Below are 13,046 nucleotides of genomic sequence, written 5' to 3'. Positions count from 1 at the left end.
GCCGTGAGAAGATTCCGCCTTCGAAGTGCCTTGCCGAGGCAGCACGTTGGACTGCCCGTGGCCTCTCGTCACCGCAGCTCGCAGGGCACTTCGCCGGTCGCGTGGGGAGCGCGCTCGGAGGTCACCCGGCGAATCCGGGAGGGAAGATGCGCGCAAGGCGCATGGCAAGGGGGGCTCCGCGGTGTTCTCGGTTTCGTCGTTGCGGCAGTGGTTGCAGGAGACACCCGACCTGGTCCTCTCGTTGTTCCGGCACGTCGAGAAGGCGCACGGACCGGACGCCCTGCAGTACCGGGGCGGCCCGGCGACCGCGAAGCTGCACAAGACGGCCGGTGTCCGCATGTGGGCCACCCGAGCACCGGAGCGGCTACTGATCAATGTCTGCAAATGCGGCACGATGATGGCTGAATCACGGCTGCGTGAGCTGGGGTACGCGGACCAGGTTCGGGACCCGGACCTCGATCGCCTCACGCGCATGCTGAAGGACCTGCCGCCGGACCTGGCCCAGTTGATGCTCCACGGCCTCTCGCTTTTCCCTGACATGCCGGCCCACCGATTCGCACACAGTCACGCGGAGAAGCTCCTGGAGGCCGCGCTGAGCGACGCCGCTCCCCTCATGGAAGCCGACTACGAGCGGCTGTCCTGCGCGGTACGGGTTCAAGAGGACACCGACGAGACGATCCGGCCGGCAGCCGACGGCATGACGGCCGTCCCAAGGGGAGAGCACGGGAGCGAGGGCGTGGTGGAACCGGACGCCGACGGGATCGAGTTGGAGATCGTGCGGCTGAACGAGGCAGCAGAGGCGCTGGCCGGAAGGCTGGACGTCCTCGCCGCGACGGTCCGCGACGGGCGCCTGGCCGACGGCCGGGAACTCTTGCACGACACGGTGTCATGGGTCCGGGAACGCCGGGCTCTGGCTCGGACCTTCGCGGCCGTGGACGCGGAAGGGGGATGGGGCGAGGACCAGGGCTGGTCCGCGGCTCGGGCGCTCGTCGAGCGGCTGCGGCAGGAGGAGCGCCGTCAGCAGGAGACCGATCAGGAGATCAAGAAGACCGAGCAGGCGCTGGACGAGGTCCGGACCATGTTCGACATGGCCACGAACGATCTGGTGCGGGAGAGCCTCCACGGTCAGATCACCGAGTTCGAGCAGCGCCTCCGGGATCTCGGCGGGAACTCGTCGACCGGCGGGACGGTACGGCCCGTCGGCGCGAGCGCCGCTGCTCCCGGCGGCGGAGCGGAGGCCGAGCCCCGGAGCGAGCCGGGATCACAACAGGTCGGCGTCTCCGAAGAGACCCTTGAGGCGCCTCGGTCCGACACCGCTCACGCGGTCGGCGCCGCGTCGCCGACCGCCGCGGCGGAAGACGCCGGACCTGACCTCCAAGAGGTGTCCGGCCCCGTCGGGCGAACGGGGCCGCAGGAGAAAACGGACGACCGCCGGGCGCCGGAAACCGCGCGCACCGAGGGGCCCGCGTCCAACAGCGGCATTGTCACGACAGCCGGAATCGGCGGATCCGCACCGGCCCAGGAGCCGTCCACCAGCGCTCCGGTGGAGAAGGCACTGTCGGCAGCTCACGTCCCGGCCGCCGTTCCTCAGGACACGGCGACGGACGAACCTTCCACCCCCGCCGCCCCCACCGTGTCGAACGTGTGGGCGGGCACTCCCGCCCCGGTGGAGGTCCTCGTCACCGAAGGCCGGCTGGCCGAGGCCTATTGGCTGTCGCGCGCCGCCGGCGCCCCCGCTCACCGCTGCCTCGCGCTCGCGTTCGCGGACGCCGCCTTCCACACTCCCCCGACCGGGGCCTCCGACCTTCAGGTGCGGGGCGAGGAACTCCTCGAGGCGTTGGACGAGGAGCACCCCTGGGACGACGACCGTGACGCCTACGTGGTCCTGCTGACCGCGGCCATCCGCAGCGGCCTGTCGGCCCGCTGGGCGAGCAGCGCCCTTACCGCCTTCACCTCGATGCCGGGTGTTCCCGAGCCGTGGGCGTCGGTGATGGACGAACTGGTGCACGCGGTGCGGCAGTCCACGGAGATACAGCCGGGCGACCTGGACAAGCCGACGACGACTCCGGTCACCGACCGGCGCGAGGAGATCGGCGACCGAGCACGGCAGCTCACCCTGGACCTGCCGCTGCGCACCATCAAGCTCCAGCGCGGCACTATCGTCCTGCAGACCCTCGCCGCACCCGACGGCCAACTCGGACGGACTCTGCACCTGATCCAGGGCTGGGCCGACGGGCGGATCGAGGCGGAACAACTCGCCAAGGAGATGGAGGAGCACTACAAGCGCTCCGACGCCGCCGACCGGATGATCGACACCACCGATCGGGCCAAACGAACGCCCAAGCAGTCCAAGAGCGACATCCACTCGGCGGCCCGTGAACAGCTCCGAGGCCACATCAAGTCGGTGCGGGACCTGCTGACGACGGCGCTGCACATCGCTTCGTCCCCTCGTCCGTCCGGCGGTCGTGACATCGGCCGGGACCTGATGCGCGCGATCGCGGACGCGCGTCAGGCCGCACCGCTGCCCGGTGCGGGAGGAGCCCTCCTCGCGCTCCTGCTGCGCTGGCTCGACGGCTCCTACGCCCCCGAGCCGCGCGACACGGGGTTCCGGCCGTCCGCCGAAGGCCTGTTGCACCTGCCCGAGCTGCGCTGGCACGTCCACGAGGAGCAGGACGAGCCCGACCTCGAGCACCCGGGCTCGCTCGGGGCGCTACTGGGTCTGCTCGCTCCGGCCGTCCCCGCCGCCGCGCTGCGATGCCACCAGGACGCGGGCGACCTCCACCTCGCGGACCGTCTGCTCGAACGGCTCGAGCACGGGCAGATCGTCGGAGCCGCCATGTCGGCCGCGGAACTCGCCGAGTGGCGGCAGCGCATCGCCGACGCGGCCACCACCTGGGGTCGCAAATGCGCTGAGGAACACCGACGCGCCCAATTGCTCCTCGCCCAGATCCGGGTGCAGAACCTGCTGAAGCCCGAGGAGGAGCACGACTTCACCGCCCGGCTCCTGGACCTGGAGGGCGACGACCACGGCGACCGCTTCGGGGAGCGCTTCCGGTCCATCGCCGCCATCGGCCACGACCTGCGCGTCCTGGAGCAACAGCAGACCGAGAAGCTCTACCGCCAGCTCGACGCGGCCCACCTCCCCGAGGCCGAGTACGGGCGCATCCACCGGCTGCTGGAGCGCGGCAAGACGGTCGCCGTCGAAGAACTCCTGTCGTTCGCCCGCCGTGGCGAGGCGCTGCCCGCACCCGCCGAGCCGGCCGGGGAGGAGCTGGCCCGCTTCCTGAAGGGCGTTGTCCACCCGGAGGCTCCCCAGTCCATTCGTCGCGGCGTCGGGGCCCGCTGGTGGGCCCAGCACTACGCGGAGGACGAACCGCTGGTGCAGAACGCGCTCTCCGGACTGGGCGCCTGGGAGGAACTGATCGGCGAGCGGGACCAGCGGAAGATCCGCGGTCTGGTCAAGAGCGTCCTGCGCCTACTCGGCCTGACCGTGAACGAGTCGAACGTCGAGGAGGCCCGGTACGGCATCACCCGGCTCAGCGTGCGCGCCGACATCACCGAGAGCACCCCCGGCTACGTCGCCGCCCTCGGTTCCCAGGCACGCCACATGTACAAGGTCGTCGTCATCGCCGACGAACTGCGCGGCGAAGGCCCGCTGCGTCACCTTCCCGAATCGGCCATCGGCGCCAATCTGATCCTCTATCTGCAGCCCCTCGGCACGGAAGGACGACGTCAACTGGCGCTCGCCTCCCGCGACCGCGGGCAACAGGCCCTGGTCGTCGACCCGGCCGTCGTCGGCTGGGTCGCCGCCCGCGCGCCGCGCTCGTTCCGGGCGACGCAGCGCGTCACCCTGCCGTGGACCGGCTACACCCCCTACACCCCGCACGTCGCGGGACTCGTTCCGCCGGAGGTCTTCAAGGGCCGCGCCGAGGAAATGCAGGAGATCCTCCGCCCGGACGGGTCCGTCTTCCTCTTCGGCGGTCGCCAGCTCGGCAAGTCGTCCCTTCTGCGGCAAGCCGTCGAGGTGTTCCAGAAGGCCGACCCGGACCGCCACATCGCCGTCTACATGGACCTCCTCAAGGCCGACATCGGACACGCCGAACCCCCTGAGGGCATCTGGCGCGTCCTGCTGGCCGAGCTGAAGCACCGCGGCGCCATCGGAGCGAACGTCTCCCACCGTGCCGCCAGCGTCGACGTGATCGCCGACGCGGTCCAGCACTGGATCGAGGCCGAACCCGGCCGCCGTGTCCTCCTACTCGCGGACGAGGCCGACGCCTTCCTCACCGCCGATGCCCAAGCCGTCTATACCGGTGGCGGTCAGTCGACCTTCCGCACCGTCAAGCGGCTCCAGCGCCTGATGGAGACCACCAACCGGTCGTTCAAGGTCGTCTTCGCCGGTCTCCACCAGGTCCAGCGTTTCAACCACCTCACCAACGTGGTCACCGCACACGGCGGACCGGGCATCCTCGTCGGTCCGCTCAAGCCGCAGGCCGCCGTCGGGCTCGTCGAGGAACCCCTGGCTGCCGTCGGTCTCACCTTCGAAACTCCCGACCTGGTCTGGCACATCCTCGGCGTCACCAATTACCAGGCCAACCTGGTGCAGATCTTCTGCGACCACCTCGTCGCCTACATGCAGCAGCGCGCCATGCCCGCCGGCGGCCGTCATGCCCCCATCACCTGGGACGACGTCCAGGCAGTGGCGAACCTGGAGCGGGTCCGCGAGCTCATCGCGGAACGTCTGCGCTACACCATCAATCTGGAGGACCGCTACCGCGTACTCACCCTCCTGATCGCCCTGCGCAGCCTCGAGGACGGCTACAGGCACGCGTCCCGGCCCAGCGAGTTGCTGGAGGCCGCCCACGAGATCTGGGACGAGGGCTTCCCGCTCAACAGCGAACGTCAGCTGACCATCTTCCTGGACGAAATGGTCGGTCTGGGCCTGCTCATCCGGGTTCCGGGCGAGGAGCGCGCCTACGCGATGCGCAGCCCCAACGTCGTCAACATGCTGGGCACCCGGCCCGAGCTCCGGAGCGAGCTGAACGACACCGAGTTCGACCTGCCCTACGACTACAACCCGCGTGCCGCCCGCCGGTCCATCGGTATTTCGGGCGGTGTCCAGCGGATGAGCCCGCTCACCGAGGGCCAGTTCGGCGACATGCTCAGCCATCCCACGCGTACCACGCTCGTGCCCTGCACCCGGGCGCTCGGCGACGACCAGGTCGAACACGGACTGCGCCTCTACGGCGGCGGGTACGGCCTCGACATCATCAGCGTCGCTCCCGACGACAGCCTCACCGAAGCGATCACCGCCAACTCACGTCGGAAGGGCTCCCGGGTTCTCTTCGTGGACCTGCGTGGCCGCAACGCCGACCAGGTCGGGGAGGCCGCCGAGCGACTCGTCAGACACACCGGTGGTACGACCCACGACGCTGACGCGACTCCCGGCGCGCCCCGCCGGTACGCCGTGGTTCTCTGTTCCCCGGATGCCACGGTGAAAGCGAGGGAGACAGGGGCCGGCCTCGTCCTGCCGCAGCGGTGGACCGTCGACAGCGTGCGTGCCTGGCCGGAGTCGCCGTTCGGTTCCCCGCAGGAACGACGTGGCCTCATCCAGTCCACCGGGGGGTGGCCCGGTCTGGTCGAGACCGCCATGCACAACGTCCGCTCCGGCATGCGGCAGAAGGAGGTCCTCCAGAGCCTGCGGGAGCTCTGGGGAACTCCCGATGCTGCGACGGCCCACCTGAAGGCAGCCGGTTTCACGCCCACCGATGTCTCTCGCCTCACCGCTTGGGCCCAGTTCTACAGCGACGAGGAGTACGCGGACGGCGAGGCAGCCATGAATCCGGGCGACATCGCCGCCGCGTTCTTCGACCAGAGCGATGAGAACCCCCTCGAAGCCGCCGAGCACCTTTTGAGGCGTCTCGACGGCCTGGCCGTCCTCGATCCCGACAAGTCCGGAGGCGTTCGTCTCGACCCGGTCACCTTCCGGGCGCTGAAAACGATCGGGCCGGCTCAGTGAAGGCCGTGAGCTCTGCCACCGCGGACTCCCCGGTACCGAAGTCCGCAGCGTCTGAGCCGGTCGCCGCGGGGACCGGCCGACAGATCACGGACGAGGATCTCGCCCGGCTCCCCGGTCCTCGTCGGCACCTCGACATGCTCGAGGCCGACCTGCGGGCCGGCCGCAGCTGCGTCTGGTACTTCCCCGACTCCGTCGTGGAATCCGGCCGCGCCGACTTCTTCGTGCGCGAGCTCACCCATCGCCTAGATGCGGTGATCCCCGTTCCCGGCGTCGTCTCCCACGCCGACCGCCGTGTCGGCCCGGCGTCCTTGCCCACGCCGCGCCCCCCGACCGCCGAGTCGAACGAGCCCTGGGCAGATTCGGTCCTCGGACAGGACACGATTCTGCCCGAGGACCCTTACACCAGTCTCCTGCGTCGGCTCGCCGCGCCCAGCGGCAGCGTCCGGTCCAGCCTGGCTCCGGCCACCGCCATGCCGACAGCCACGCTGGAGGAACGCCTCGCCAAGGAACTCGGCGTCACAAGCGACCCCGTAGAAGCCCTCGCCGAACAGGCCACAACCGCTCAAGTGCCCCATGTGATCGTCGTGCGTTGCTGGGACGAGTCCTCCCCGGAAGAGGCCGCCCGGCTCCTCCGCGTTGCTCAGGCCACCTTCCACGAAGCCGGTCTGACCGGTCGGGCACGGCCGCGTTTCCTCCTGACCGCACGCGCCGCCGACCTGTCCCGCGCCACCCTCGGCAGTCAAGGCCGCGCCGCCGTCCACTGGTGGTGGAAGGTCTGGTCCCGTCTCGACACCGAGGTCCTCATGGCCTGGCGTTCCCGCTCAGGAGTCACTGACGCCTCCGACACGCTCCTCCGCCGTGTCACCGACGCCGTCGTCGCCGAGGTCTGCGGCCCCGACATCGACCGCGCCCTCACTCTCCGCAACACCTGGGACGGCGGTGACCTCGGCACACTCCGCCACGCACTGGGCCAGATCCTGCCCGAGCCCGCAGCCGGCTCCGCAGAGCCCGTGTGGCCGAGGCGCCTGTCCACCGCCCACGCCTCCGCCCCCGATGCCGAGATACACGCTGCCTGGGCCCGCGGTGCCGTCGACAGTTGGGACGGACGCATCCACCCCACTCACGGCCGCTTCCTCCTGGACGCCAACTCGCAGGAACTGCGGGTCCTCGTCTGCCACGCTCAGAACCGCGTCCTCCTCCCGCTCATCGAGGAAGCACGCACCAGCCTGATACACCTCGTTCCCGGGCTGCTGCGCACACAGCAGTTCACCCTTCAGGACTTCTGCGAGAAGGCCCGCTCCCAGCACTGGAAGAAGACCGACGAAGCCGCCGTGCCCGATCTCGAGGAACTCGAACTCGGCGGCCTCTCCTACGCCTCCCACATGCTCGCCCTGACCACCACGCAACGTCATCGCCTTCGCACCTTGCACACGGCCCGCAACACTCTCTCCCACCGGACCCCTTTGGATCACGATGGACTCGTGTCCCTGACGCAGATACTGACCACGGACTGGGCCGCAGGCTGACTGCCATCGGCCGGACATCACGTGGGGGCACTGGCGTTTCCGCTCACCCCATGGCGTTCGTGAACGCGCATTGGTCGGCCTGCGCATTGTTTGAGCAGTGGTTGATGCCCCGGGGCGTGTAGGGCGAATGCCCCAGGGTGGGCCCCTCCTCGGCTACGGATGCAGCTTCTCGCCCTTCGCCAGCATCGCCACGTACTTCTCGATCCGCCGCGCCCGGGTCTCGGGCCGCTTCGCGTCCTGGATCCGGTACAGGATCGCGTAGCGGTTCTGCCGGTCCAGGGTCTCGAAGAACGCCGCCGCGGCCGGGTCGGCGGCCAGGGCCGCCGCGAGGTCGTCCGGCACCGTGGCGGTCCGCGAGCCGTCGTAGGCCGCCTCCCAGCGGCCGTCCGCCCTGGCGCGGTCGACCTCGGCCTGCCCCGGCGGACGCATCCGGCCCTGCTCGGTCAACGCGGCCACCTTGTCCCGGTTGACCTTGGACCACTTGCTGCCCGGCTTGCGCGGGGTGAACCGCTGGAGCCACCACTGGTCGTCGAACCCGGCCTTCTGCCCGTCGATCCAGCCGTAGCAGAGCGCCACGTCGAGCGCCTGGGCGTAGTCCAGCGCGACGACTCCGGGGGCCTTCTTGCGCAGCTTGAGCCAGATGCCGGGCGAGACGGCATGGTTCTCGCCGAGCCACGCCTCGAACGCCTCGGCGGATGCGAAGGCGACGGTCTCCAAGTCCTGAGTCATCCCCGTAGCGAACCACATCCGGCCCGGCCCTCGGCCGGCCCGCTCCGTACCGAAACGGACCCGACTCCGTTCAGCGTTCCCCCTTGCGCCACGCCACGCACGACGCGTTGTCCGTCACCTTGTCGCAGTCCACCCAGCCGGGCCCGTTTGCTGAACAGGTTCAGCTTGAAGGTCGTCGACTCGGCGCCCAGGCTGCCGTACCCCTCGAGGGGACCGGCGTTGAGCAGCGACGGGTACCGGAGGATCCGGCCGCCGAGGGACCGCAGATACCGCCACGCCTCGGTGAAGTCGCCGTCCGCGCTGGGCCGTAGGGAGGTGAGCTTGTTCTGCTCCGCCGCAGTCAGGGGCCGGTCCAGCGCGAGCTTCCAGTTGTCGATGCCGCTCTCGTCGTACATGGCCGCGGCTGTGAAGGGCTGCTCCGCCTGGTCCAGCGACTGCTCCGCGTCCTTCTCGTCCTTGACGCGGGAGTCGGCGGTGGAACGGTCGAACAAGTAGCCACCCACGAGGGTCAGTACGAAGGTGATCACCGAGATGGTCACCATCAGGCCGACGACCTGGAGTGACTTCCGCCGGGGCTGGTCCCCCGGGACCGGGAATGCCTGCTGCACGGCCAGGTCCCACGCGGACGGCTCGGCGGACGGTTGCGGGGTGCCCCGCGGAAGGCTGCGGAGTCGCGGCCGCAGACGGTTGCGCGGTCGAGCCCGCGGGTGGCTGCGGGGTCGAACTCGCGGGTGGCTGCGGAGTCGAGCCCGCGGCTGGCTGTCCGGGCGCGGCCTCGGAAGACGCGGGCGGTACCGGGGACGCGGGCTGCCCGGAGGGTGGCGCGGCCCCGTCGCCCGAGGGCCGCGGCTCCGGCGGAGGCTGTGTGGACGGGGGCATCGCGGTCAAGACCGGTCCTCCAGCGGGGTGCATCGCATCGGTCGCGGCTACGGAGCCACCGGCCGGCCCACGGCGAGGCACAGCGGTAACTCGTCTGGCCAAAGGGGGATTTGTGACGTCGGAAGGGCATCGTACAGCCGCCACGGCCGTTCCCACCCGACCCGCGTCGACAAACGCACGGCCCGACTCCGTCCCCGCACCCACCGCCGCCGTACGCTCACGCAGCGTACGGCGCTCCTGTATGGCGCGCGCCCCCGCGCGCCCCGCACGGTGGGCCCATGAACGTCACCACGTCCGCGTCGGCCGCCGCTGCCGTCAGGACTTTCGTACAGCAGTTGTCCTCCACCCGGCGCGGCGCGCGGCTCGCGCGGCTGCTCGCGGCGGCGCAGTTCCAGGCCTGGCAGGTGTCACCGTCCGTGGCCGAGCGGGGCGAGCAGATCGTCGCCGAGCTGGCCGCGAACGCGGCGTTGCACGGCCACGTCCAGGGCCGCGACTTCCGCCTCACGCTCCGCTTCGACCCGGCGGCCGGCCGGCTGTGGGTCGAGGTCACCGACGCACGCGGGGACCGCCTCCCCGCCCCCTCCCCCGTCGCGCCCACGGACTCCGAGTCCGGCCGCGGTCTCCTCCTGGTCACCGCCCTCGCCGACCGCTGGGGCACACGCCCGTACCCGCCGAGCGGCAAGACGGTGTGGGCGGAGTGCGGGCCCTGAGCGCGCTGGTCACCTGTCGGGGACCACTGTCAGTGGGAGCCCCTACTGTGTTGAGTCGGCCGTACGGTGAGCAAGCGGGAGAAAGCGTGGGGGATCGATGACTGTGGAGGGGCAGCGGACCGCGGCCTACCCGGAGTTCCGGTTGCGGCTGCCGAACGGCGGGCCCTACGCGCGGGGGCGGGTGCTGCCCGCGAAGGGGCTCAACGGCAGTCCCAAGTTCCTGCTGCTCGCCGGATCGCCCGTGCGGCCGGAGACGACCGCCGGCGCGGGGCGGTACGCGACGGAGCAGCGGGAGGCACTGATCGCCGAGGGGGCGGTCCGGCCGTCGGAGCGGTGGCCGGGGTATCTGGAGACCGCGCGGGACATCGAGTGCAACTCGCCCTCCGCCGCGGCCTCCCTCGCCGCCGGGCACGGCTCGAACGCGCTGTCGGAGTGGCGGACGGTGGAGGAGGACTTCCCCCTCGTCGACTACCTCGGCCACTCCTGGCGGCCGCCCCGCAAGGCGTGGCTGGTCCGCGGGTCGAACGTGGCGGGGCGGGACCTGGTGCGGCGGCTGTGGCTGCCGGAGGGCGTGGTCACGCTGGCCGCGGCGCACCTCCCGCCGGTCGGCGAGGAGGACCCCACCAAGAGCGCCCTGCGCCGGTACGTCCAGGAGGGTTACGACGCCACCGCCTCGTACAGCCAGAAGCAGGCGCTGGCCGACGAGTTGCACTACTTCCTGACCCAGATGCGGCCCGGCGACACGGTGTGCACGATTTCCGGCGGACAGTTGTACGTCGGCCTGGTCGAGGGGCGGGCGGAGCAGGTCGAGTCCGAGGGCGGGCTCGCCAACCTGCGCCGCAGAACGGCCTGGCGGCCCGAGGGCGTGCCGTACGACGCACTGCCGGAGGCATTGCAGCAGAAACTGTCCGTGCAGCATGACGTCGTGGACCTGACCCCCGTGCTCCCCCTCGTCGACGGACTCGGCCGCAGCGACGAGGAATTGGCCGAGGAGGCCGGGTCCGCGGACGGCGACGCCACCGCGGAGGCGGCGGCCCTCGTCGCCCGCCGCGACCCCGAACTGCCCGCGCCCACCGAGGCGCTCGCCGCCGAACTGCTGGTGCACGACCCCGCCTGGCTGGCCGAGGTGCGCGATCTGCTGGCCGATGAGCGGCAGTTGGTGTTCCACGGGCCGCCCGGCACCGGCAAGACCTTCCTCGCGCTCAGGTTCGCCGAGTACTTCGGGGGCGGGCCCGAGCAGGTCAAGCTGGTGCAGTTCCATCCCTCGTACGCGTACGAGGACTTCTTCGAGGGTTTCCGGCCCCAGGAGGATCCCGAGACACGGGAGGTCGCCTTCCGGCTGACCGCCGGACCACTGCGCGAACTCGCCGACCTCGCCTCCCGCGAGGGCAACGGGCACGTCCCGCACTTCCTGGTCATCGACGAGATCAACCGGGCCAACCTGGCGAAGGTCTTCGGCGAGCTGTACTTCCTCCTGGAGTACCGCAACAAGTCGGTGCGGCTGACGTACTCGGGGGACGACTTCGCGCTGCCGCCCAACCTGTTCGTGATCGGCACGATGAACACCGCCGACCGGTCCATCGCCCTGGTGGACGCGGCGATGCGGCGGCGGTTCGCGTTCGTGGAGCTGTCGCCGCGCGTGGAGCCGACGCGCGGGCTGCTGCGCCGCTGGCTCGCCCGGGAGGGGCGCGACGCCGAGCCCGCCGACCTGCTCGACGCGCTCAACTCCCGCATCGACGACCCCGACTTCCGCATCGGGCCGTCGTACCTGATGAAGAAGGGGGTCTACCGGGAGGGCGGCCTGGAGCGCACCTGGCGGACGAAGATCCTGCCCTTGCTGGAGGAGCACCACTACGGGGAGGGCGTGGACGTCGAGAAGCGGTACGGTCCGGCGGCGCTGCGGGAGTCGCTGGGGTGAGCGCGGTCGTCGAGCCGGTCGAGCACGGGCGGGCCCGGAGCATCGAGCTCGTCGAGCACGGCCCGGCCCGCAGCGTCGCCCTGCCCGACGCGGTGGGGCGGGCCCTCGCGGCCGGGAGCGTCGTGGACGCGGCCCCTGACCCGTACACGCCCGGGCGCTGGTCGCTGCGTGCCGGCAGCAAGGTCGGCGCGGTGGCCGTCACCGTGCCGGGGGCCGGGGAGCCCGTGACCGTGCGGGTCGCCCCCAAGGTGCCGATCGCCCGGCTGTTCTTCCTGCTCGGCTACAGCCTCGACCCGAAGGGTCCCTGGCGGGAGGGGGAGGTCGACGTCGCCGGGCACCGGGAGCTGCTCCCGGCGCTCGCCCACGCCGTCGAACGGCAGGTCGACCGGGCCCTGCGGCAGGGCCTGCTCCAGGGCTACCGGGAGACGGTGGAGAGCGCCCTGGTCGTACGCGGCCGCGTCCGGGAGGCCGAACAGATCCGGCGTCGGTTCGGCGCGATGCCGCCGGTGGAGGTGGCGTACGACGAGTTCACCACCGACATCGCCGAGAACCGCCTGCTGCGCACGGCGGTGGAGCGTCTGCTGCGGCTGCCCGGCGTGCCGCGCGAGGTGCGGCGCCGGCTGCTGCACCAGCGGGCCCGGCTCGCGGACGTCACCCCCGTCATCCGCGGCCAGCGGCTGCCGGACTGGCGGCCGACCCGCCTCAACGCCCGCTACCACCAGGCGCTGCGCCTGGCCGGTGCCGTCCTGGACGACGCCTCGCCCGAGCACGCGCCCGGCGGACTGCGCATCGAGGGGTTCCTGTTCGACATGAACCGGCTCTTCGAGGACTTCGTGACCCGCGCCCTGCGCGAGGCGGTGCGCGGCTCGGGGCACACGGCCCGGTTGCAGGACGCCCACACCCTCGACGAGGCGTCGGTCGTCCGGATGCGGCCCGACTTCGTGCTCTACGGGCCGGACGGCACCCCGTGCGCGGTCGCGGACGCCAAGTACAAGGCGGAGAGAGCTGTGAACAAGGCACGGAGGCCGGGCGGTTTCCCCGAGGCCGACCTGTACCAGATGCTGGCGTACTGCACCGCGCTCGGCCTGCCCGAAGGGCACCTGGTCTACGCGAAGGGCAACGCCGCGCACGCCGCCCACCGGGTGCGCCACGCGGGCGTCCTGATCCACCAGCACGCCCTCGACCTGGACCAGGAACCGGCGGGGCTGCTGGCCGACATCGGCGAGGTGGCAGACCGGATGCGGGCGGTTCCCTCACCCGTATGATCG

Annotated in this window: 7 protein-coding genes; 5 read left to right on the top strand and 2 right to left on the bottom strand. The window is 71.3% G+C overall.

From position 1 onward, the window contains the following. Nucleotides 1–181 precede the first annotated feature (181 nt). On the top strand, nt 182–6,016 hold the full coding sequence (locus OIE12_RS27515; protein ID WP_329139823.1) for a hypothetical protein: 5,835 nt from the start codon (nt 182–184) through the stop codon (nt 6,014–6,016). 5 nt (nt 6,017–6,021) lie between these two features. Further along, a complete protein-coding gene (locus OIE12_RS27510) occupies nt 6,022–7,542 on the top strand; it encodes a hypothetical protein (RefSeq protein WP_329139821.1) in 1,521 nt (506 codons plus the stop codon). A 153-nt stretch (nt 7,543–7,695) separates the two neighbouring features. Here the strand turns inward: OIE12_RS27510 and OIE12_RS27505 are convergent, their stop codons facing one another. Both OIE12_RS27505 and OIE12_RS27500 read right to left on the bottom strand, forming a co-directional pair. Next, nucleotides 7,696–8,289 carry a YdeI/OmpD-associated family protein gene (locus tag OIE12_RS27505; protein ID WP_329139819.1) on the bottom strand — a complete coding sequence of 198 codons (594 nt, stop codon included), beginning with the start codon at nt 8,287–8,289 and terminating at the stop codon, nt 7,696–7,698. Next, nucleotides 8,268–8,879, bottom strand: a complete 612-nt coding sequence (locus tag OIE12_RS27500; RefSeq protein WP_329139817.1) for a hypothetical protein — start codon at nt 8,877–8,879, stop codon at nt 8,268–8,270. Before OIE12_RS27500 ends, OIE12_RS27505 begins: the two co-directional genes overlap by 22 nt. A gap of 549 nt (nt 8,880–9,428) precedes the next feature. Here OIE12_RS27500 and OIE12_RS27495 point away from each other — a divergent pair. The 3 genes from OIE12_RS27495 to OIE12_RS27485 all read left to right on the top strand — a co-directional run bounded on the left by OIE12_RS27495 (nt 9,429) and on the right by OIE12_RS27485 (nt 13,043). Then, nucleotides 9,429–9,860, top strand: a complete 432-nt coding sequence (locus OIE12_RS27495; protein ID WP_329139815.1) for an ATP-binding protein — start codon at nt 9,429–9,431, stop codon at nt 9,858–9,860. Nucleotides 9,861–9,957: 97 nt separating this feature from the next. Next, nucleotides 9,958–11,778: an McrB family protein gene (locus tag OIE12_RS27490; protein ID WP_329139813.1), complete on the top strand. Its 1,821-nt coding sequence runs from the start codon at nt 9,958–9,960 to the stop codon at nt 11,776–11,778. Further along, nucleotides 11,775–13,043: an McrC family protein gene (locus tag OIE12_RS27485; protein ID WP_329139811.1), complete on the top strand. Its 1,269-nt coding sequence runs from the start codon at nt 11,775–11,777 to the stop codon at nt 13,041–13,043. Before OIE12_RS27490 ends, OIE12_RS27485 begins: the two co-directional genes overlap by 4 nt. The last annotated feature ends 3 nt before the right edge of the window (nt 13,044–13,046 follow it).

Source organism: Streptomyces sp. NBC_00670 (assembly GCF_036226765.1).
GTDB lineage: Bacteria > Actinomycetota > Actinomycetes > Streptomycetales > Streptomycetaceae > Streptomyces.
The sequence above is the reverse complement of the archived record's forward strand: the minus strand, read 5'-3'. Positions and strand labels throughout refer to the sequence as shown.

Bases quoted from the DNA above. Each gene is read 5' to 3' on its own strand.
- OIE12_RS27505 (WP_329139819.1), bottom strand. From the start codon at position 8,289: ATGTGGTTCGCTACGGGGATGACTCAGGACTTGGAGACCGTCGCCTTC.
- OIE12_RS27495 (WP_329139815.1), top strand. From the start codon at position 9,429: ATGAACGTCACCACGTCCGCGTCGGCCGCCGCTGCCGTCAGGACTTTC.
- OIE12_RS27490 (WP_329139813.1), top strand. From the start codon at position 9,958: ATGACTGTGGAGGGGCAGCGGACCGCGGCCTACCCGGAGTTCCGGTTG.